The 21,104-nt window shown below is 41.6% G+C and carries 18 protein-coding genes, 1 tRNA gene and 1 pseudogene; 6 read left to right on the top strand and 14 right to left on the bottom strand.

The genetic code is table 11. The annotated features are described in order from the left end of the window. Positions 1-2: 2 nt before the first annotated feature. The 13 genes and pseudogenes from AAEU29_RS01175 to AAEU29_RS01115 form a co-directional block, all read right to left on the bottom strand. A complete protein-coding gene (locus AAEU29_RS01175) occupies positions 3-344 on the bottom strand; it encodes a Na+/H+ antiporter subunit C (protein ID WP_038642118.1) in 342 nt (113 codons plus the stop codon). Then, the gene (locus AAEU29_RS01170; RefSeq protein WP_421971717.1) at positions 344-3,136 is read right to left on the bottom strand and encodes a monovalent cation/H+ antiporter subunit A; all 2,793 of its coding nucleotides are present in this window, start codon (positions 3,134-3,136) and stop codon (positions 344-346) included. The genes AAEU29_RS01175 and AAEU29_RS01170 overlap by 1 nt, the downstream gene beginning before the upstream one ends. Positions 3,137-3,381: 245 nt before the next feature. Further along, positions 3,382-4,464, bottom strand: coding sequence for a peptidase M76 family protein (locus AAEU29_RS01165; protein ID WP_421971716.1), 1,083 nt, complete (start codon positions 4,462-4,464; stop codon positions 3,382-3,384). Next, positions 4,461-5,363 (bottom strand): lipoprotein NlpI, encoded by a 903-nt coding sequence (gene nlpI / locus AAEU29_RS01160; protein WP_421971715.1) that lies wholly within the window; start codon positions 5,361-5,363, stop codon positions 4,461-4,463. Before nlpI ends, AAEU29_RS01165 begins: the two co-directional genes overlap by 4 nt. A 94-nt stretch (positions 5,364-5,457) precedes the next feature. After that, complete coding sequence (gene pnp, locus AAEU29_RS01155) at positions 5,458-7,599, bottom strand: polyribonucleotide nucleotidyltransferase (protein ID WP_421971714.1); 2,142 nt, start codon at positions 7,597-7,599, stop codon at positions 5,458-5,460. A gap of 318 nt (positions 7,600-7,917) precedes the next feature. Continuing rightward, positions 7,918-8,019, bottom strand: a pseudogene (locus AAEU29_RS01150) (30S ribosomal protein S15); the annotation flags it as partial. Positions 8,020-8,145: 126 nt separating this feature from the next. After that, a complete protein-coding gene (gene rpsO, locus AAEU29_RS01145; RefSeq protein ID WP_372769014.1) occupies positions 8,146-8,412 on the bottom strand; it encodes a 30S ribosomal protein S15 in 267 nt (88 codons plus the stop codon). Between the two features lie 111 nt (positions 8,413-8,523). Then, on the bottom strand, positions 8,524-9,480 hold the full coding sequence (gene truB, locus AAEU29_RS01140) for a tRNA pseudouridine(55) synthase TruB (RefSeq protein WP_421971713.1): 957 nt from the start codon (positions 9,478-9,480) through the stop codon (positions 8,524-8,526). Then, complete coding sequence (rbfA, locus tag AAEU29_RS01135) at positions 9,480-9,878, bottom strand: 30S ribosome-binding factor RbfA (RefSeq protein WP_372769018.1); 399 nt, start codon at positions 9,876-9,878, stop codon at positions 9,480-9,482. The genes truB and rbfA overlap by 1 nt, the downstream gene beginning before the upstream one ends. Positions 9,879-9,972: 94 nt before the next feature. Next, complete coding sequence (gene infB / locus AAEU29_RS01130) at positions 9,973-12,624, bottom strand: translation initiation factor IF-2 (protein ID WP_421971712.1); 2,652 nt, start codon at positions 12,622-12,624, stop codon at positions 9,973-9,975. 24 nt (positions 12,625-12,648) lie between these two features. Then, the gene (nusA, locus tag AAEU29_RS01125) at positions 12,649-14,148 is read right to left on the bottom strand and encodes a transcription termination factor NusA (RefSeq protein WP_421971711.1); all 1,500 of its coding nucleotides are present in this window, start codon (positions 14,146-14,148) and stop codon (positions 12,649-12,651) included. Positions 14,149-14,183: 35 nt separating this feature from the next. Beyond that, on the bottom strand, positions 14,184-14,639 hold the full coding sequence (rimP, locus tag AAEU29_RS01120; protein ID WP_038643347.1) for a ribosome maturation factor RimP: 456 nt from the start codon (positions 14,637-14,639) through the stop codon (positions 14,184-14,186). Positions 14,640-14,860: 221 nt separating this feature from the next. Next, positions 14,861-14,937 (bottom strand) — tRNA-Met (locus tag AAEU29_RS01115). Between the two features lie 190 nt (positions 14,938-15,127). Between AAEU29_RS01115 and AAEU29_RS01110 the strand changes: the two genes are divergently transcribed. The 4 genes from AAEU29_RS01110 to AAEU29_RS01095 all read left to right on the top strand — a co-directional run bounded on the left by AAEU29_RS01110 (position 15,128) and on the right by AAEU29_RS01095 (position 17,985). After that, positions 15,128-15,322 carry a hypothetical protein gene (locus tag AAEU29_RS01110; RefSeq protein WP_421971710.1) on the top strand — a complete coding sequence of 65 codons (195 nt, stop codon included), beginning with the start codon at positions 15,128-15,130 and terminating at the stop codon, positions 15,320-15,322. Continuing rightward, positions 15,315-16,088, top strand: coding sequence for a delta-class carbonic anhydrase (locus tag AAEU29_RS01105; RefSeq protein WP_421971709.1), 774 nt, complete (start codon positions 15,315-15,317; stop codon positions 16,086-16,088). The genes AAEU29_RS01110 and AAEU29_RS01105 overlap by 8 nt, the downstream gene beginning before the upstream one ends. Before the next feature lie 279 nt (positions 16,089-16,367). After that, on the top strand, positions 16,368-17,270 hold the full coding sequence (locus AAEU29_RS01100; RefSeq protein ID WP_421971708.1) for a DMT family transporter: 903 nt from the start codon (positions 16,368-16,370) through the stop codon (positions 17,268-17,270). Then, positions 17,263-17,985, top strand: a complete 723-nt coding sequence (locus AAEU29_RS01095) for an SIR2 family NAD-dependent protein deacylase (protein ID WP_421971707.1) — start codon at positions 17,263-17,265, stop codon at positions 17,983-17,985. The genes AAEU29_RS01100 and AAEU29_RS01095 overlap by 8 nt, the downstream gene beginning before the upstream one ends. On the opposite strand, the gene AAEU29_RS01090 is transcribed toward AAEU29_RS01095, so the two are convergent. Next, positions 17,982-19,919: a RecQ family ATP-dependent DNA helicase gene (locus AAEU29_RS01090; RefSeq protein ID WP_421971706.1), complete on the bottom strand. Its 1,938-nt coding sequence runs from the start codon at positions 19,917-19,919 to the stop codon at positions 17,982-17,984. The two genes, AAEU29_RS01095 and AAEU29_RS01090, sit on opposite strands and share 4 nt — an antisense overlap. 114 nt (positions 19,920-20,033) lie before the next feature. Between AAEU29_RS01090 and AAEU29_RS01085 the strand changes: the two genes are divergently transcribed. Together AAEU29_RS01085 and AAEU29_RS01080 are read left to right on the top strand one after the other, a co-directional pair. Next, on the top strand, positions 20,034-20,405 hold the full coding sequence (locus tag AAEU29_RS01085) for a nuclear transport factor 2 family protein (RefSeq protein WP_421971705.1): 372 nt from the start codon (positions 20,034-20,036) through the stop codon (positions 20,403-20,405). A gap of 26 nt (positions 20,406-20,431) precedes the next feature. Further along, positions 20,432-20,932, top strand: coding sequence for a DUF1543 domain-containing protein (locus AAEU29_RS01080; protein WP_421971704.1), 501 nt, complete (start codon positions 20,432-20,434; stop codon positions 20,930-20,932). Positions 20,933-21,104: the final 172 nt, after the last annotated feature.

Below are 21,104 nucleotides of genomic sequence, written 5' to 3'. Positions count from 1 at the left end.
TACTACTCCTTGCCTTTAATCTTAGGAAAACGTGCATGAACATGATCATGCCCCAAGTCCGCACGAGCACGGATAGCCAAAATCACCACAAATGCGGTCATTGCAAAGCCAATTACAATCGCTGTAAGCACCAAAGCCTGCGGTAATGGATCAGCATATTGTGCTGATTCGCCTAACACCGCGGCTTTGTTACTATGAATACGACCCGATGCGAATAAAAATAAATTCACACCATACGACATCATGGTCAAACCTAATACCACAGGAAACGTTCTAGCACGTAAAATCAAAAACACGCCGCAGGCAAATAACACCCCAACACAAGTTGCATAAAGTACTTCCATTATTTTGGCTCCTTATGTTGGCTTGCTAATGTCAGTTTACCTAAACTTGCTAAAATCATTAAGGTTGCACCTACTACCGTTAAATAAACACCTAAATCAAATGCAATGGCACTTGCTAATTCAATTTTGCCGATAAGTGGAATATCGAAATAATCAAACCATGATGTTAAGAATGGTCTGTCAAAGAACCAACTACCAATACCCGTTATAAAGGCAATTGCGATACCAAATGCAATAATCTTACGGTAATTGATATCTAAACATGAATAAATCCAATCTGAGCCTCGTGCGATATATTGCAAAATCATCGCTATCGCGGTGACAAGACCCGCAATAAAACCACCACCAGGCAAATTATGACCACGAAGGAAAATATACACACTCACCATTAACGCAAGCGGTAGAAGTGCTTGCGAAATACTTGCAAGCAACATTGGATAGCGCTCGATTGCCCATGGGCGACCTTCACCATCACTGGCGGGCATAAAGAGTGGTAAATTGAGCAGTAATTTATAAATACCAAGTGCAGCAATACCTAATACGGTAATTTCACCTAAAGTATCAAAACCACGGAAATCAACCAGAATAACGTTAACCACATTAGTACCACCGCCACCAATTTTCGCGTTTTCAACGAAGAACTGCGAAATTGAATTAAGTGGACGGGTCATAATTGCATAACAAATAGAGCCAATAATCACCCCTACTGCTGACGCAATACCCACATCGCGAACAAGGCGTAACGAGGTAGACTCTTTCGGTGTACGGTGCGGTAAGAAAAACAGCGCAAGCATCAACAATACGATGGTTACAACTTCAACTGTTAACTGCGTTAGTGCTAAATCAGGTGCAGAGAAACGGGTAAATGCCACCGATACCATCAAACCTACAATTGATATCATCAGCAATGATGTCATTCGCGAGCGATGACAAATAACCGTTGCAACTGCACCCACAATTAATAGGCCTGCACCAATCACATTATGCGGATCTAGTGGTTGTAAAGGTTGGTCACCAGCTAATTCAAGCATGTCAAATAGTGGAATACCTGCAAATATAAGCACAGTAACTAATAGCCATGCTATGTAGCGCTGTAATGAGCCTGTTTCCATGCGAAACATAATTTTTTCAGATAATGCTGCAATTTGGTCAAGACCGTTTAAAAATGCTTTCTTTGGATCTATCTCAGGCAATGAAGCATTAAACTGGAATAAATACTTACGTTGCCAATAAATTAGCAAACCTATTGTAACCGCTAAGAAACTCATTAATAGGGGTAAATTCAAACCATGCCAAATCGCAAGGCTGTATTGAGGCAAAGTGCCATCGCCGACTACCGCTAACGATGCACTTGCTAAAATTGAGTCCACTGCGAAATTCGGGAACATACCCACAATGATACACAGGGCAACCAGCACTTCTACTGGAACGCGCATATATCGTGGCGGTTCATGAATATCCTTTTTGATGCCAATAGGTTCACCATTAAAGAAAACATCATGAATAAAGCGCATTGAATATGCCACTGAGAAAGCACCTGCTAACGTTGCAAGCACAGGGATTAACCAAGACATTGAACCAAGAACATGTTGATGCAGTGTTTCAGCAAAAAACATCTCTTTTGATAAGAAGCCATTTAACAGCGGTACACCAGCCATTGACGCAGCTGCCACCATGGCGAGCGTTGCTGTATAAGGTAAATACTTCCATAAACCATTTAGCTTTCGCATATCGCGCGAACCTGTCTCATGGTCAATAATACCGGTTGCCATAAATAGCGAAGCTTTAAACGTCGCGTGGTTAATAATATGGAAAATCGCTGCTACTGCGGCCAATTCGGTATCTAGACCAAATAACAGCGTGATTAAACCTAAATGCGAAATTGTTGAATAAGCCAGCAAGCCCTTTAAATCATGCTTAAACAGCGCTACATAAGCGCCCACAATTAAGGTTGTTAAACCCGTTAGCGTCACAATCGCAAACCACAATTCGGTACCTGATAATGCAGGATAAAAACGCGCCAGTAAGAAGATACCCGCTTTAACCATAGTAGCTGAGTGTAAATACGCACTTACTGGTGTAGGTGCAGCCATTGCATGCGGTAACCAAAAGTGGAATGGGAACTGAGCTGATTTGGTAAAGGCGCCTAACAAAATCAGAATAAGCGTTACCGGATAAAGCGCATGCTCTTTAATAATGTGGCCATTATTTAAAATATCATCAAGGTTATAACTGCCAACTATATTACCAAGTAAAATTAAACCACCTAGCAGCGCAAGGCCACCACCACCTGTAATAGTCAGTGCCATGCGCGCACCTTGACGCGCTTCTGATGTATGCCACCAATAGCTAATTAACAAAAATGAGCTAATGCTGGTAAGTTCCCAGAACACCCACATTTGAATAACGTTGTTAGACAGCACAATGCCGAGCATTGCAGTCATAAACAGCATTAAGAAAGTGTAAAAGCGCGCCATATTATCATTACTGCTTAAGTAATAACGGGCATACAGAATAATTAAAAGGCCAATGCCTAAAATCATTAAGCAGAATAATAATGCGAGGCCATCAAGCCTAAAACTAATATTGATCCCAAGTAGTGGGATCCATTGCACACTTTCGCGGATGACGTTGCCATCCAATACACTCGCAGTGTGATAGAGAACGATGGCGAGCGCTACAACTGGAAATATCGCAATCGCTAATGCAGCATTTGTACGAGAAAATTTATTCGTCGTCGCTGCAAATAAGCTGCCTAACAGGGATAACACAGGTATCCACATTAATGACATAGTTTTATCCTTTGGCTTTTCCCTATTTTTACAACAAGGTTAAAGCATGAGTTATGCTAGCAAGTAAGTTGCGTAGCCGCGCGTGATTGCGCTATGCATACATTCTTCTATTTATACTTTAGAAACGACTATCATGTCTAGATTAAGCGTATGTAATTGAACACAAAACGAGCCATTTCATGGTTTTAATAAATATAGTGTAAATACTGAATAAAGACTATTGAAAAACCGTGTAAATCTATTAACTACAAGTTGTTCTCGTTTAGCATTGCTTGTGTTAACCAGGTTTTATACAAGCTCGGTAATGGCAAGTCTAACAGCTCTAAATTTGACGTTATTGAAACGGGTTTATATGCCTGCCCTTTTGCATTATCGCAGGTATTTGTTTTATACCAATCTTGACCTTTGAAAGAAATTCGCTCTGCTGCATTATCGGGATTTGGCAATACCACAATGTTTTTGGCAATTCGAGTTTTCTTCTCAACATTACACATACGCTGTGCCAGCGCTTTTTTTAGCGGGTATTCATCTATAAAGCCATATAAATGCATCAGTTCATGCAGTAATACACGCTCTGATTGCAAGTAGCTCATATGCAGCTGATTTGCAAAGGCATTAGCAATCCCCTGTTTACTAAAGAAAGCTAATTTATCGTAAGTATAACGCTCCAACACCTTATTATTGCTTAGCACACACTGAATACGAGTTTTAGGGTTATTTGAGCACTTGATCTTTGTCGCATCAAAATAAACTGGCTCACTTAAGCATATTGGTAAGTCAAACGTTGTCTCAAAGCGTTTTTTAAGCGCTTTAACGTGATTAAAACTGCTTAAATCACTAACCACTAGCATCACTTTTTCAGCACAGTTTTTTGATGGATAAATTAAGGATGTTTGTAGCACAGTATTATCAAGCGGTTGCCTTAACGACATCGCTGCATCAGTGTGTAATTGTTCGGGTAGTTGCCAAGGTAGATTTTGAATTGCTAACCATTGTTCGGTTGATTTTAAATAATCTTCAAGCTTTCGTTTGGCAAGCATCGACCCATTTTTACCCGCAGTTAATAAGGTGCTTTGGTAGAGGCTCGCATTTTCAATAAAGGCTTGCGCTAATAAAGCTTCTGCATCTGGGTTTTTGAAATTAGCATACACTCGTAGGTGATCAGTTGAGTCTCGAAAATCATCAACATCGGGCAAAATTGCAAAGTGAGCTAAGGTAGCATAAAGCTGGCTTGGATAAGCAGAAAACGCCTGTAATAGGCGTTTTTCATTAAAACAGTAACTTGATGAAAGTAAGCTACTTAAAACAACAACAATTAACCACTTCACTGGATTTCGTCAGGTGTTTGATCATCGCTATAAAGTAAACGTAATTCTAATCGTGCATATTTATATTCAACAAATTCATACACGTTAGTAGCCATTGCTAAATTAAAATAGTCTTCTGCTTTTAACGGCTTATTGTCAGATACTGCATCTTTAGCAAGGTAGAAATACGCTTCACAAAGACGCTCAAGGTACTCACGATGGCTGGTTAAATCTTTTTGCACATTAAACAATAAATCACGCTCAGAAAGCTCGCCTAAAAAGTACTGTACCAGTTGATAAGACCAACGCGTTTGGTCAAGTTCAACTGCATGTTGCTTTAATTCATTATATGCACGCTCTGCATCTACTTTACGCGTTGCTAAATAAACCCATACTGCACGGTAAGAGTCGGTTTTATCTGCTGCGAGGAATTTCTTTAAATCATGTTCAGCGAGATCGGGACGCGAACCATAATAAAGTGCAATACCACGGTTAAGGTAGGCATATTCATGATCGGGCAGCAATTCAATTACCGCATCAAAACTTTCATATGCTTGGTCATATTGCATGCTTAACGTGTAGTAAATACCAGTAAAATTATACACTTCAGCAAAATCAGGTTTTAGTTTTAAGGCATAGTTAAAGTCGAGGCGAGCGAGCGTTGATAAGCCAACACTGTCATATAAGGCACCACGTTTATGATGCAAACCAGCTCGTTGCTCAGTGGTGATATCAACATTATTTAGTGCTTGATTGATACGGGCAATTTCCAACTCTTTACGAAAGTCATGTTGCAATGGGCCTGCAAATGGAACGTTTACAACCGGGTGATCTCCCGTTTCAGTCTCATTTGTTGCCTGACAACCAACAAGGCTTGCGCCTATCGCTAACGTTGCAAAAAACCGTTTCAATTTATTCACTAAAATCTATCCTTAAAATTTACCTCTTTGCTATTAGAGCATAAAAAAAGGGGCTATACAGCCCCTTTTTTATCGCTAAGTCTATTTAATCGACTTATTCTTCTGATGCTTTTTCTTCAGCATTTACTTCAGCTGGTGCGTCGTCTTTCTTCATCGCTTCTTTGATGCTTAGACGCACACGGCCTTGGCGGTCAACTTCAAGTACTTTAACTTGTACTTCGTCGCCTACTTTTAGGTGATCAGCTACGTTGTTTACACGCTCTTCGCTGATTTGCGAAATGTGTACTAAGCCGTCTTTACCTGGTAATACGTTTACAAACGCACCAAAGTCAACGATACGAACAACTTTACCTGAGTAGATAGTACCTACTTCAAGTTCTGCTGTTAATTGCTCAACACGTGCGATTGCAGCGCGTGCGCTTTCACCGTTCGTTGCAGCAATTTTAACTGTACCGTCATCTTCGATTTCGATAGTTGTACCCGTTTCTTCCGTTAGTGCACGGATTGTTGCGCCACCTTTACCGATAACATCAGCAATTTTCTTAGGTGGAATGTTTACAACATAGATACGCGGTGCAAACTCAGAAAGCTCTTCACTTGGCTTGTCGATTGCTTGGTCCATTACAGAAAGAATGTGCATACGAGCCGCTTTTGCTTGATTAAGCGCGATTTGCATGATTTCTTTGTTGATACCTTCAATCTTGATATCCATTTGTAGTGCAGTTACACCTTCTGATGAACCAGCAACTTTAAAGTCCATATCACCTAAGTGATCTTCATCACCTAAGATGTCAGAAAGAACAACAAAGTCGTCGCCTTCTTTTACTAGACCCATCGCGATACCAGCAACAGATGCTTTAGTTGGTACACCTGCATTCATAAGCGCAAGTGATGTACCACATACTGATGCCATTGAAGAAGAACCGTTTGATTCAGTGATTTCAGAAACCACACGAATTGAGTATGGGAATTCTTCAAGGCTTGGCATTACTGCAGCAATACCACGCTTTGCTAAGTTACCGTGACCGATTTCACGACGCTTAGGTGAACCAACAAAACCAGTTTCACCAACACAGTATGGAGGGAAGTTATAGTGAAGCATGAAACGATCAGTCTTAGTACCTGTTAGGTCGTCGATCATCTGTGCATCACGTTCTGTACCAAGTGTTGCAGTTACAAGTGCTTGCGTTTCACCACGAGTGAAGATAGCTGAACCGTGAGTACGCGGTAATACGCCTGTCATTACGTCTAGTGCACGAACCATGTCTGGTTCACGACCGTCGATACGCTTTTCGCCAGCAATGATGCGGCCACGTACGATTTTCTTCTCTAATGAGCCAAATAGTTTACCTACTTCTTGCTCATCAAGTGATTCGTCTTCAGCTAGTTCTGCAGTTAGTTTTTCAACTACTTCAGCTTTTGCAGCAGAAATCGCTTCTTTACGTGCTACTTTATCAGTGATTAAGTAAGCTGCGCCTACTTTCTCTTCTGCAATCGCTGCGATTTTGTCTGCAAGCGTTACGTTCTTTTCTGGTGCAGTCCAATCCCATGCAGGTTTACCCGCTTCAGCTTGGAACTCTTTGATTGCTTGAATAGCCGCTTGTGATTGCTCATGGCCGTATACAACTGCGCCAAGCATCACGTCTTCTGAAAGCACTTCAGCTTCTGATTCAACCATAAGTACTGCGTTTTCAGTACCAGCTACTACTAGGTCAAGTTTACTTTCAACAAGCTCAGTTGTTGATGGGTTAAGTACGTACTGGTCATTGATGTAACCAACGCGCGCCGCACCAAGTGGACCATTAAATGGAATACCTGAAATAGCAAGTGCTGCTGAAGTACCGATTAATGTAACGATGTCTGGCTTGATCTCTGGATCAATTGAAACAACTGTCGCGATTACTTGTACTTCGTTTACGAAACCGTCTGGGAAAAGTGGACGGATTGGACGGTCAATAAGACGTGCAGTTAATGTTTCGCCATCGCTTGGACGACCTTCACGCTTAAGGAAACCACCTGGAATACGACCAGCAGCGTACATACGCTCTTGGTAGTTAACTGTTAGTGGGAAGAAATCTTGACCAGGTGCCGCGTCACGCTTACCTACTACAGAGATAAGTACTGCTGTATCACCGATGCTCGCGATAACTGCTGCATCTGCTTGACGAGCAACAGCACCCGTCTCTAAAGTCACTTCATGTTGACCAAACTGAAATTTTTTAATAATTGGTTGCATTAAAAAATCCTTTAAAATGTATAACTATTTGAATAACACCAATTACAGTAGGTAATCGTATTTGCAGTTTCAAAGTCAAAATCGATTAACTACTACAATTGGCATCAGTTTAATAAGTAAATGATTTAGCAATGTTTGAGGCTAAGTCATTAACTTGTGCGCTAGTATACTGCATAGCGCGAAAGATGGTAGTCTCGCAGCGCAAAAAAGGGCTTTAAGATAGTCTTTTGATTCCATCCGATGAAGTATTCTACTGAACAAAAGTAAAATTCAGGCACAAAAAAAGGAGCCGAGGCTCCTTTCTTAGAATCAAATTGATTAGCGACGTAGGCCAAGCTCTTTGATTAGCGCAGTGTAACGCGGAGCGTCTTTACGCTTTAGAGTGTTAAGTAGCGTTAAAATCACACGCTGACTTAATAGGCTTGGTTTTTATCAATTTATAAGTGCATTACGACTAAGATTCATTTAGTAAGCAACTTAACTGTAAAACAATAAAATTCAGGCACAAAAAAAGGAGCCGAGGCTCCTTTCTTAGAATCAAATTGATTAGCGACGTAGGCCAAGCTCTTTGATTAGCGCAGTGTAACGCTCAACGTCTTTACGCTTTAGGTAGTCAAGTAGGTTACGACGCTGACTTACTTTGCGAAGAAGACCACGACGTGAGTGGAAATCATGCTTGTGATCTGCGAAGTGACCTTGAAGCTTGTTGATGTCGAAAGTTAAAAGAGCAACTTGTACTTCTGGTGAACCTGTGTCGCCTTCAGAACGTGCGAATTTAGCTACGATTTCAGCTTTTTGTTGAATGCTTAGCATTTTAGACTCCAAAATTTAGTGAGTTAATTAAATTACTTTAGCCGATCACTAATTCAGCCAAAGCAAATAAGCTGGCGTATTCTACCAGCATTTTAAATTACTACAATAACTTTATTTGCTTTCGATTGGCTGCGTATTCGACAGGCCACGCTTAGATTTAAGCTGCCCATCACTATTACGCTCACCAATTCCGATAAAGCGATTGTCGCTTTTTCGCATCACCTTAAACTCACCATCCGGTAAGTTTGGCATGGTTGCCGCCTGCCCATGGCTAAATGCTTTCGCTTGGCCATCCGTTACCCACACTTCGGTCATGCCATGTAACGCGGTATCCATTGGTAATAATAATGGATCAAGCTTTTCGCTTGGTGTGATGTCGTTTGCTTTTGCGTCATCAAGAATCGCTTGCAATTCATCAAGCGTCATCATTTGCTCGGCAGGATAATGACCAACAGCACTGCGATGCAGCATAATCACATGCGCGCCACAGCCCAGTTTTTCACCTAAATCGTCTACAATCGTTCGGATATACGTGCCTTTGCTAACATGCGCGGTCATTTGAATTTCGTTATTGTCAAAATCAACTTCGTCTAGGGTTAAACTAAACACATTAATTTTGCGACATTTACGCGGTACTTCAATACCTTGACGCGCATAGTAATACAGTGGTTTACCTTCGAACTTAAGTGCCGAATACATTGATGGGTATTGGTCTGATTCACCTTCGAATGACTTTACCGCATCAACTAACTGCTGCTCAGTGATATTTACTGGCTTAGTTTCAACAACGTCACCATCTGAGTCAGAGGTGTCTGTACGTACGCCTAATTTGGCACGTACCACATACGTTTTATCTGTATCTAGCAGGAACTGCGAAAACTTAGTCGCTTCACCAAAGCAAATTGGCAACATACCGGTTGCTAAAGGATCAAGCGCACCGGTATGACCCGCTTTTTGTGCAAAATAAATGCCTTTGGCAATTTGCAGCGCTTTGCTTGATGAGATACCTGTAGGCTTGTTTAACAGTAAAATGCCGTCAATTGCACGGCCTTTTTGTCTGCGCCCCATTAGTCTTCTTTGTCCTCTGGAGCTGCATCGCCACGCTTTTCATTATCGTCACGGATCACTTTATCCACGAGATTTGAAATGCGCATACCTTCTAATAGTGAGGTATCCATTACAAACTTGATTTCAGGTACGATACGCGCGCGAATACGTTTACCAAGCAGTGAGCGAACAAAGCCCTGTGCTTCACCTAAAATTTTCATAATCAATTTTGATTTTTCTTCGTCATGATCACTTAGTGTTGTGACAAACACTTTGGCATAAGATAAATCTCGTGATACTTCAACCGCACTTACGGTGATCATGCCTAAACGTGGATCTTTAATTTCACGTTGTAAAATTAGTGCCACTTCTTTTTGGATCTGTTGACCCACTCTATCGGTACGAGAAAATTCTCTCATAAACTTTTCTTATTCCTCTTAAATACTATTTGAGAAAAATAGCATAAAGGGGGCATAAAGCCCCCAAAGAATTATCTAATTATTGAAGCGAAAGTTACAGACTACGCTGAACTTCAACAACTTCAAATACTTCGATCTGGTCACCAACTCTAACGTCGTTGTAGTTCTTAACACCGATACCACATTCCATACCGTTACGAACTTCTTGAACGTCATCTTTAAAGCGGCGTAGTGATTCAAGTTCACCTTCGTAGATAACAACGTTATCACGTAGAACACGAATTGGGTTATTGCGCTTAACAAGACCTTCAGTAACCATACAACCAGCGATTGCACCAATCTTAGGTGACTTAAACACATCACGTACTTCAGCAAGACCAATGATCTCTTGCTTGAATTCTGGTGCAAGCATACCTGACATTGCTTGCTTAACTTCATCGATTAGGTCGTAGATTACGCTGTAGTAACGTAAATCTAGGTTTTCGCTATCGATTACTTTACGAGCAGAAACATCCGCACGTACGTTAAAGCCAACAACAATTGCGTTTGACGCTGCAGCTAGTGTTGCATCAGTTTCAGTGATACCACCAACACCAGTACCAACAATCTTAACTTTAACTTCATCAGTTGAAAGCTTAACAAGTGCATCAGAGATAGCTTCTACTGAACCTTGTACGTCAGCTTTAAGTACCACGTTCACTTCAGACACATCACCTTCGGTCATGTTAGAGAACATGTTCTCAAGCTTCGCTTTCTGCTGACGTGCAAGTTTAACATCACGGAATTTACCTTGACGGTAAAGTGCAACTTCACGTGCTTTACGCTCGTCTTTAACTACCGTTGCTTCGTCACCAGCCGCAGGTACACCTGATAGACCTAAAATCTCAACAGGGATTGACGGACCCGCTTCTTTGATGTCTTTACCATCTTCGTCGCGCATTGCACGAACACGGCCGTACTCTAAACCACAAAGAACGATATCGCCTTGCTTAAGCGTACCTGATTGAACAAGTATAGAAGCAATTGGACCGCGACCTTTATCAAGACGAGACTCAATTACAACACCTGATGCCATACCATCATGAACAGCTGTTAGTTCAAGTAGTTCAGCCTGCATTAGAATCGCTTCTAATAACTCATCAACACCTGTACCTACTTTTGCAGAGATGTGCACAAACTGTACATCGCCGCCCCAATCTTCTGGGATTACATCGTGCTGTGAAAGTTCGTTTTTAACGCGATCTGGATCCGCACCTTCTTTATCAATCTTGTTCACTGCAACAATCAGTGGTACTTCAGCCGCTTTTGCGTGTTGTACCGCTTCGATTGTTTGTGGCATTACACCATCGTCTGCTGCAACCACAAGTACTACGATATCTGTTGCTTTCGCACCACGAGCACGCATTGACGTAAATGCCGCGTGTCCAGGAGTATCGAGGAACGTGATCATACCGTTATCAGTTTCTACGTGGTATGCACCAATGTGCTGTGTAATACCACCTGCTTCACCACTTGCTACGTTCTTAGAACGGATGTAATCAAGTGTTGATGTTTTACCATGGTCAACGTGACCCATAACAGTAACTACTGGTGCACGTGGTGCTTGCTCACCTTCATCACCACGGTCTGAAAGTACTTTCTCTTCCAGCTCGTTTTCTTTAACAAGTACCACTTTGTGACCCATTTCTTCAGCAACTAAAGATGCTGTTTCTTGGTCAAGTACTTGGTTAATTGTTACCATTTCGCCCATTTTCATCATGGTCTTGATAACTTCAGTACCTTTAACTGCCATACGTGAAGCAAGTTCAGAAACCGTGATTGTTTCGCTGATACGAACGTCACGTGTTACTTCTTGAGTAGGCTTTTGGAAACCGTGTTGCAGTGACTGAGGTGCTTTAAGCTTGCCTTTTTTAGCAGCTTTACCTTTACCACGAACAACTACTTCTTCTTCTTTGCCTTTTTTCTTCTTCTTACCTGCGCGACGAGCTGACTGTTCTTCTTTCATGTCAGATTCGTCTTCAGCTAAACGTGCAGCTTGTGAAGATGTGCTGTGGTAATCAGCAGTCTCTTCGCGACGCTTACGCTCTTCTTCTTCAGCTTTCCAACGCGCTTCGTTTTCTTCAGCAAGACGCTTAGCTTCTTCTTCAGCTCGCTTAGCTTCTTCTTCCACTTTGCGCTTCGCTACTTCTTCCGCTTCACGCTTAAGACGCTCTTCTTCCGCTTTTTCTTCAGCAGTTAGTTTTGGTGCAGGCGCTTCAGCTGGTTTTGCTTTTGCTTCAGGAGCTGCTTTTTGCTTAGCCGCTTCTTTTGCTTTTTGCTCAGCTTCTTGCTTCGCTTTAAGTTCAGCTTCTTGCTTTGCTTTTAACTCTGCTTCTTGCTGTGCTTTTTGCTCAGCTTCAATACGTGCTTGCTCTGCTGCTTGCTCAGCCGCTTGCTCTTCAAGTGCACTCTTCTTCACGTAAGTGCGCTTTTTACGTACTTCAACTTGTACAGATTTCGCTTTACCCGAACCGCTTGGCACGCTTAATGTGCTTTTGCTTTTGCGTTGTAGCGTCATGCGCGTTGGCGCGCTTGTGCCTTCGCCACCATGTGCACGGCTTAAATGATCTAATAACTGATTCTTTTCATCTTCAGTAACTTGATCTGACGGAGATTTCTCAATTCCAGCGTCTTTAAACTGTTGTACTAGCTTATCAACAGTTGTACCTATGTCGCTGGCGAGTTTATCAATACTTACTTCTGCCATTATTTACTTTACCTCCGTCAATAATTATTCGTCGCCAAACCAGCAAATGTTACGTGCAGCCATAATTAGCTCACCCGCTTGTTCTTCGCTTAGTTCAGTAATGTCTACAAGTTCGTCCACACCTTGCTCTGCAAGATCTTCAAGGGTAACTACACCTTTGCTCGCCATTACAAATGCGAGGTGACGATCTAAGCCCTCTAGGCCTAGTAAGTCTTCTGCAGGTTCTGCACCTTCTAAAGACTCTTCTGTTTTAAGTGCTTGCGTAGTTAATGCCGCTTTAGCACGTTCGCGTAGTTCTTCCACTGTCGCTTCATCTAGACCTTGAATTTCAAGGAATTCAGCAACAGGTACATAAGCAACCTCTTCAAGTGAAGAGAAACCTTCTTGAATTAAGAACTGAGCGAAGTCTTCATCAATATCCAGACCTTCAGTGAATAATGAGATCAGCTTGTCTGACTCTTCTTCATTTTTCTTCTGCATATCTTCAACAGTCATCACGTTTAGTTCCCAACCAGTTAGTTGGCTTGCTAAACGTACGTTTTGACCATTTCGACCAATCGCTTGCGCTAGGTTATCGGCTTCTACTGCGATATCCATTGAACGCGAATCTTCATCAACAACAATTGACGCTACTTCTGCAGGTGCCATTGCGTTAATTACATATTGCGCTGGGTTATCATCGTAAAGCACGATATCAATACGTTCGTTTGATAGCTCAGTTGATACGGCTTGTACACGTGCACCACGCATACCCACACACGCACCTACTGGATCAATACGCTTGTCATTTGACTTAACCGCAATCTTTGCACGCGAACCAGGATCACGCGCAGCTGATTTGATTTCAATCATCTCTTCACCAATTTCTGGTACTTCGATGCGGAAAAGTTCAATAAGCATGTCAGGCTTAGAACGTGTCACAAATAATTGTGCACCACGTGCCTCAGGCTTAACTGAATATAATAAACCACGTACACGGTCACCTGGACGGTGATTTTCGCGTGGTAGCATATCATCACGGTAAATAACCGCTTCTGCGTTATTACCTAAATCAAGTACGATTGCATCACGTGTTGCTTTTTTAACAACACCTGTGATCATCTCACCTTCTTGATCTTTGTATGCTTCAACAACAAGTGCGCGCTCAGCTTCACGTACCTTTTGTACGATTACTTGCTTCGCAGTTTGCGTTGTAATACGGTCAAATTTAACTGACTCGATTTGTTCTTCAACAAAATCACCAAGCTGGATTTCTGGTTCATCAATCTGCGCAGCTTCTATTGTAATTTCACGGAATGGGTGCTCTAAACTACCGTCTTCTTGAGGTTCTACTACCATCCAACGACGGAAAGTGTCGTACTCACCAGTTTTCTGGTTAATACTTACACGTACATCAATATCACCTTCGTGCTTTTTCTTTGTCGCTGTCGCTAGTGCGAACTCTAGTGCTTCAAAAATTTTATCTCGTGGTACTGCTTTTTCATTCGAAACAGCTTCTGCCACCAAAAGTATTTCTTTTGCCATCTTCTTGCCTCGCTTGCCCTATTCCTTTCGCACGATTAAAACTTAGCGATGATGTTCGCTTTTTCAACATTCGATAGCATGATCATAAAATCAGCACCATCGATGTTAAGCGTAATCATATCGCCATTAACCTGAGTTAAGTCGCCTTTAAAATTACGGCGACCGTCTTGTGGAAGCTTGGTACGTAAACGTACTTCTTCACCTGTAGCTTTAACAAAGTGTTCTGGTTTAAATAATGGTCTGTCAATGCCCGGAGAAGAAACTTCCAAGTTATATTCATTCGTTATCGGATCTTCAACGTCCAAGATAGCGCTAATTTGTCTGCTGACATCGGCACAGTTATCTACATTAACGCCGTTTTCATGATCGATATACACGCGCAGCGTCGAATTGCGGCCCGCTTGCGCTAACTCTAAGCCCAATAATTCAAAGCCCATATCCTCAATGGTAGGCTCAAACATCGCTATTAAATCTTGTTCGAGTTTAGTCACAACATCTCTCCATACAAACAAAAAAAGGGCATATGCCCCAACTTCTAGCGTTTCAGATACAACAACGCCCCGAACCAAGCGGGGCGTCACATCAAAAACTAATCTGTGTGGCCGTCGGCCAAGCTTGGTGCGGGTCGAAAACCAAATTAGGCAAATACACTTTGCCTAAACGCAAAACGCGCATTAAGTAATGCGCGCAAGTTACTAAAGTAACAGGGTGTTGGTTGCGGGAGCCGGATTTGAACCGACGACCTTCGGGTTATGAGCCCGACGAGCTACCAGGCTGCTCCATCCCGCGCCAATCAAGTAAAGTTTAATGTCGTTTACCTTCGACAGTGACATTGATAAAGAAAGTTTGAAATTCAAACAATCTTTGTATCGTCACATTTACTTGTGAGACGCGCTGAGCGCGACCAAAAATATGCAGAGGATTATAAGCCCCTATAAGGCAATAAGCAACCTCTTATCAAGCTTTTATTGTTGCGATAATGTTAAATAAAAAACAATTAAAAAAATCATTAAATTCACAAAAAGCCATTTCAGCCATGGTACACTCGCACTCCCCTGAAAAGACAAAACGTAAAGACGCCAATATTACGCAGCAGATTATAAAACATGAGGTGTTGTTTGTTTGGTTGATTTTGCGTGCTTCAACACTTTTAAGGGAAACTAAATATGATTAAAAAAGCTCTTCTTCCTGCATTAGCACTTGGTTTTAGCGCAGCTGCAATCGCAGACACATGTGAAGGCTTTGGTCCGCAAACACCACGTGATATTGATGACCTACTTGGCGAAAACAAAGTAGTATTCAGCAAAGCGCCAGCAAAAGAACAACTTAATTTATGTAATATCCACTTCCATAAAAATGCCGAACACAAAGCGAAGGATTTTTCAATGTTCGCAGGTGATGGTAAATATGGCGGTTACCAATGTAATATCTCTGAGTCATTAAGTGCTGCTGAATTAAAAGCACCAAAAGGGCCAATCTGTAAAGGTTTAAAGCCGGGTGACACCATTGAAGTACACTGGGTACATACGTCATGTGATGTTAAGCCGGGTAAAGGTTTAGGCTCATGCTTAAGTGAAAAATGTGCAAACCCAGATTTACGCGTAGAGACTCAAGTATTTACTTTAGTAAATGATAACGATGCGTTAGATTTTAACGACTTAAGCTACGACGGCAATGTAGTAAATGGTTATCATCAAGCAAAGCACATCCCAAATAATACAGGTGCACCGGTTGAGTTTTTAGGTTCAACTACAGGTCCAAGCTTCACTGAAAAGTCATGTTCTCCACTTCAAGTTACATGGAATGTACGTCCACAGTGTGCAAAGCTAAACATCAATACTATTGGTAAATGGTGTGAAGCAAACGTATTTGAAGAAGACCACGCGCATGGCGTACGCCAGTTAGTAACCAACCCAAAGTTATTAGCGCCAATTAATTAGAAATCTTTACTTACATTTAAATCGTAAAGGGTAATTTAATTACCCTTTTTTCTGCTTGACTTCATACCCATTCCAAACGACTCTATAGTTTCTTTAAGTAAAATTTATTTTATAGCAATGAACTCAATTAACTCGCTACAAGTATGGAACACATGGCAGGCCAATATGGTCAGTGCCCTACTTCGTCGTACTTAACGCGGTTAAATGTAATAACCGCAGGTAAAAGCGGTTAGTCTCTCCTCCTCACTTCTTTTATCTGCCAAACTTAGGAACGCTATCATGCCTGTTAAGGTATCGTATTTTTTTGTCGTGCTAATTTGGTCGACCACACCACTTGGCATTGTCTGGAGCAGCGACTCTATTCCGCCAACCATGTCGGTATTTTTACGCATGTTAATCGCGCTTGTGCTTGGCGCATTTGTGATGGCAATTGCGAATATCCGTCTACCTTGGCATGGCAGAGCGATAAAATTATACAGCTATTCAGCTCTCGGGATTTATGGCGGTATGATGCTGAGCTATTTCGCCGCACAATCAGTGCCTTCAGGTGTTATTTCGCTGGTATTTGGCCTTGCGCCTATTTTGTCAGGGTTACTGGCACAGCGTATTTTAAATGAAGCCAAGTTCAGCAAAATAAAAGTGGTCGCACTGGTAATGTCGGTGCTTGGTTTAGCACTGGTATGTAAAGATCAACTGGTAGGTAAATCGGTATTTAATGTTGGCCTTTTGTGCGTACTTGCTGCGGTATGCTGTTTTAGTTTAAGTGGCGTCATGGTAAAAACCGTAAAATTAGCAATTCACCCAATGGCAACTACCTTTGGCGCGCTGGTGATTGTAACGCCACTCTTTTTTATCACTTGGTTGTTAGTTGATGGCACTTTTAATCCAAGTTTATGGAGTGAGCGCGCTATTGGCTCGATTATTTACCTTGGTGTTTTTGGGTCATTGCTTGGCTTTTTGGCATATTTTCACGTACTGCAAAAGCTAGATGCCAGCACGGTTGCGCTTATCACGTTAATAACTCCGGGGTTTGCTATTGCGCTTGGTACATTACTGAATAATGAATCGTTGTCAGTGTCGTTAGTAGTAGGTGCAGCGATTATTCTAGTCAGCCTTGGTTTATTTCAATTTGGCGATAAACTACTAAAAACTCGAAAAAGAAGTGCTTTAGGCTATGAATAACACGTTATACATCACTGGTGCTGGCGTAAGTAGCGCCAGTGGTATTCCTACATTTCGCGGTGAAGATGGTTACTGGACCATTGGCAGTAATAATTACACACCACAGGAAATGGCTACCCGCGCCATGTATCAACACAATCCAGCTGAGTTTTTAGCTTGGTATTACAAACGATTTGTGACTTACCGAAACCATGGTCCGAACGGCGCACACTATTGGCTTGCCGATAAAGACCTGATCACACAAAACATTGATGGCCTTGATGGCAAAGCGGGCAATGAAAATTACATTTCAATTCACGGGCGTATTGATGAAGTAACTTACTTTCATGAACAAGGGCCTGTGGTTGAGCGTTTTAAAGCGCCATGGCATGAAGTAGACGAGCAAAATCTTAAAACATCGTTACTCGATATTTTTAAGATTTCAAAACACGGGCCTGAGCTTAATGTGTCATTAAAACCTTATGTACTTTTATTTGATGAGTTTTATACCGAACTTTATCAAATAACCGAGGCGCAAAACCGCATGTTTAACGCCGATAAAATGGTGTTTATGGGTACATCTTTTAGTGTCAACATTACCCAAATGGCGCTCGAAATTGCACGGCAAAATCAAATTCCTATTGAGATTGTTGACCCAAATCCAACCCATGTAATGCATAGCGATGTCACTTATCACCAAATGACCGCGCTTGAATACATCGAAAAAATCGCTTAGCGATTTCGCGCTACTGCATTTTTAACGGCTTCAAATGGCACGCTATCGTACACCGCATACCCTGCCATTTTCGACGCCTTTACTTTAGTGAATACAGGTTGTGTTAGGCCTGTTAAAAATCGCGCTGCAAGGGTGTCGCTTAGTGCAAATCCTTGCCCATTAAGTGCAATATCTAACGGTGCTAAATAATCGTTAATTTGGCTTTCAACTAACTGTTTTTGCGTATCAATGTAATTCAACTGAGCAATTTGCCCACGGCACACACTGCAATGACCACACTGCTGTGGCGCACCTTGGTCATCGAAATAACGTGCTAAGTTGTAGCTTAAACAGGTGTCTAACTGAAAATAGCGCAGCATGGTATTAATACGCGCCACTTCACTTTTTTCATTGTTTAAAAAATACGTGGCTAACTGCGATACCAACTCAGGGTTTTCAAGCTGCGAACTATCCACTTGATAAACATCGATAAGCTGTTTACTTTCAAGTTCGATATCACCTTGCTCATGTAAATACTCAAGTGCCGATAACACTCGAAAGCGCTCAAGCCCCGATTGCAACGCAAATTCGTTTACATCAATACTGCCCCACTTTTTCTTAAAGTCGGTAGCATTAAAAAGCTGATTTAAAAAGGTTTGGCGTTCGCTATTAAACTTAGTCAAAATTGCAGCACGATCTAACTTAAAATAATAACGATACTCGGCGAAGTAACTGTATTTTGGCACCAGTACACCAAGTAATTCGCACTGCACTAACAAAGTTTTTAAAGTGAGTTGGCGAATATTGGTAAATTGCGACAATGCATAAATTTGGCACTGCCACTGGTTATCCTCGGTATTTTCACGAATATCTGCAAAAAATCGCTCTAAACTTGCTTGCTCTGGCGTGTCGCCATAAACAAAGTTTTCAAGCGTGGTGACATCATCTAAATTACCCAAAACAAAACAGTTAGATGGCAACCCATCGCGCCCTGCGCGGCCAATTTCTTGTGAATAGTTTTCGATTGATTTTGGTAAATCGTAATGCACTACAAAGCGAATATCACTTTTATCTATCCCCATACCAAAGGCAATCGTCGCAACTACCACTTGGTTATTGCTTTGCATAAACTGGTTTTGTAATTGCTGGCGCACGTCGCTGCCAAGCCCTGCGTGATAAGCCACCGCATTTACGCCAGCTTGCCTTAATTTTTCCGCAACACTTTCGGCTGTTTGTTGCAGCGTAACATACACAATGCCACAGCCGTTTTGCGAGCGTACTAGTTCAATTAATTGCGACTCTTTTTGCCCTACAAGCGCAGGAATAACCGATAAGTCTAAGTTCTGCCTGTAAAAGCCTGTTTGCACAATATGCGACTCATTGATAGCGAACTTGTTAGCCATATCAAGTTTTACTTTTTTGGTTGCTGTTGCGGTGAGCAGCAATACCAAAGGAATCTTCAAGTCTTCGCGGTACTGAGGTAATTTTAAGTAATCCGGCCTAAAGTTATGGCCCCATTCAGAAATACAGTGGGCCTCATCAACCACCAGCATTGAAATGGCAACCGAATTAATAAACTGTCGAAAGCGTTCGTTTTTAAAGCGCTCTACCGAGACCATTAAAATCTTAATCTCACCTTGTCTTACGCGGTTTACCACATCAAAGTAGCTATCTTTATCAAGGCTTGAATCTAAACTAGCTGCTTTGATGCCTTTGCTATTTAGAAAGTCCACCTGATCTTTCATCAGCGCGAGTAAGGGTGACACCACTAAGGTTAAATGCGGTAACAAAAGTGCTGTGAGCTGATAACACAATGACTTACCTGAGCCGGTAGGGAAAACAGCCAGGCTTGAATGACCATTCAGCAATTGAGTAATGGTTTGCCCTTGTCCTTCACGAAATTCATCAAAGTTAAAATGGTGTTTAAGGGCTTGCTGCAATTGTGTTTGATTCATTTCGGCTCACTAATAATTGATATTGGATGATTGGTGAAAATTCATCGCAAAATCATATTTTGAAAGGTAAAACTTTACTACAATCCCCTTCTTTGGGCTAATACAGAATAGAAAATGACGCTTACGGAACAAGAAAAACAAACAATCGCAATTGTTGATAAACAACTAGATGCTTATAACAACCGCGATATAGATGCATTTGCTGCAACTTACCATGATGATGTTGAAATTCATGCGTTTCCTGGCGGATTACAATACCAAGGAAAAGACGAGCTAATTAAACGCTATGGCGCTAAATTTGCGTCGCTGGTTTATTTAAATGCCACTTCCCTAAGCCGTATTGTAAATGGCAATTTTTTAGTAGACAAAGAGCGTGCTTGCAGCGCATCAAACAATCCAGAAAACCTTGATAACGATGTTGTGGTGATTGCCAGCTACCAAATTGAAAACGGTTTAATTAAACGCGTAACTTTTATGCGTGACTAACTAAAACTGCAACGTGAGTGAATATTATGAATCGATTATTTATGGTGTGTTTAGGCGGTAAGGTCACGGGCTGTAATATTGAAATGCATGATATTCGCTTTGTTATTGGCGAAAGCATTGAGCACACATTTACAACGCTCAAGCAGCAGTGGTGCGGCGATAAAGCCAATGTTCACATGGATAGTTATTGTGAAATCAAGCATGTTGATGGCTTTGATATTACCTTAACGCAGCAACACTCAGAGTCAAAGCAGAGGTTATACTTTGTCAACTTAGGTGCTTATTATCCTGAACATATTATGGAGCAGCATAGCTTTGAATTAATTGTTGCCAATTCACCAGAGCAAGCAAAACAAATCGCGCTCAGTCGCGCACCTACACAACTGCAAAAAACCCACAAAGACCGATTAATGGAAGTTGACGACCTACTGCCCATTGATTTAGTAGACGGTTATTTTATTGAATTAACCTACTCAGGCAAAAGCCAAGATATAAAACCAGCCTGGTTTGGCTATCACCCACTATAACTACAACCATTTTCGTAATAAAGCACCATTGTTGCGATAAAAGCAAAAATAACACTTCAAATTATCTTAATTTCACCTCATGGTTTTGTATTAATTATGCTTAAACCGGACAAATGCCCTGTCGCACAATTCATAAACCATTGAAATATATCCATTAACATCCATTTACACT

It is taken from the genome of Pseudoalteromonas aquimarina, from assembly GCF_049257255.1.
Classification (GTDB): Bacteria; Pseudomonadota; Gammaproteobacteria; order Enterobacterales; family Alteromonadaceae; genus Pseudoalteromonas.
Note: the sequence above shows the minus strand (reverse complement) of the source record. Positions and strands in the feature narration are given on the sequence as shown.

Coding starts and splice junctions, on each gene's coding strand:
- AAEU29_RS01175 (WP_038642118.1), bottom strand. CDS start 344: ATGGAAGTACTTTATGCAACTTGTGTTGGGGTGTTATTTGCCTGCGGC.
- AAEU29_RS01170 (WP_421971717.1), bottom strand. CDS start 3,136: ATGTCATTAATGTGGATACCTGTGTTATCCCTGTTAGGCAGCTTATTT.
- pnp (WP_421971714.1), bottom strand. CDS start 7,599: ATGCAACCAATTATTAAAAAATTTCAGTTTGGTCAACATGAAGTGACT.
- rpsO (WP_372769014.1), bottom strand. CDS start 8,412: ATGCTAAGCATTCAACAAAAAGCTGAAATCGTAGCTAAATTCGCACGT.
- truB (WP_421971713.1), bottom strand. CDS start 9,480: ATGGGGCGCAGACAAAAAGGCCGTGCAATTGACGGCATTTTACTGTTA.
- rbfA (WP_372769018.1), bottom strand. CDS start 9,878: ATGAGAGAATTTTCTCGTACCGATAGAGTGGGTCAACAGATCCAAAAA.
- infB (WP_421971712.1), bottom strand. CDS start 12,624: ATGGCAGAAGTAAGTATTGATAAACTCGCCAGCGACATAGGTACAACT.
- nusA (WP_421971711.1), bottom strand. CDS start 14,148: ATGGCAAAAGAAATACTTTTGGTGGCAGAAGCTGTTTCGAATGAAAAA.
- AAEU29_RS01110 (WP_421971710.1), top strand. CDS start 15,128: ATGTTAAATAAAAAACAATTAAAAAAATCATTAAATTCACAAAAAGCC.
- AAEU29_RS01105 (WP_421971709.1), top strand. CDS start 15,315: ATGATTAAAAAAGCTCTTCTTCCTGCATTAGCACTTGGTTTTAGCGCA.
- AAEU29_RS01100 (WP_421971708.1), top strand. CDS start 16,368: ATGCCTGTTAAGGTATCGTATTTTTTTGTCGTGCTAATTTGGTCGACC.
- AAEU29_RS01095 (WP_421971707.1), top strand. CDS start 17,263: ATGAATAACACGTTATACATCACTGGTGCTGGCGTAAGTAGCGCCAGT.
- AAEU29_RS01090 (WP_421971706.1), bottom strand. CDS start 19,919: ATGAATCAAACACAATTGCAGCAAGCCCTTAAACACCATTTTAACTTT.
- AAEU29_RS01085 (WP_421971705.1), top strand. CDS start 20,034: ATGACGCTTACGGAACAAGAAAAACAAACAATCGCAATTGTTGATAAA.
- AAEU29_RS01080 (WP_421971704.1), top strand. CDS start 20,432: ATGAATCGATTATTTATGGTGTGTTTAGGCGGTAAGGTCACGGGCTGT.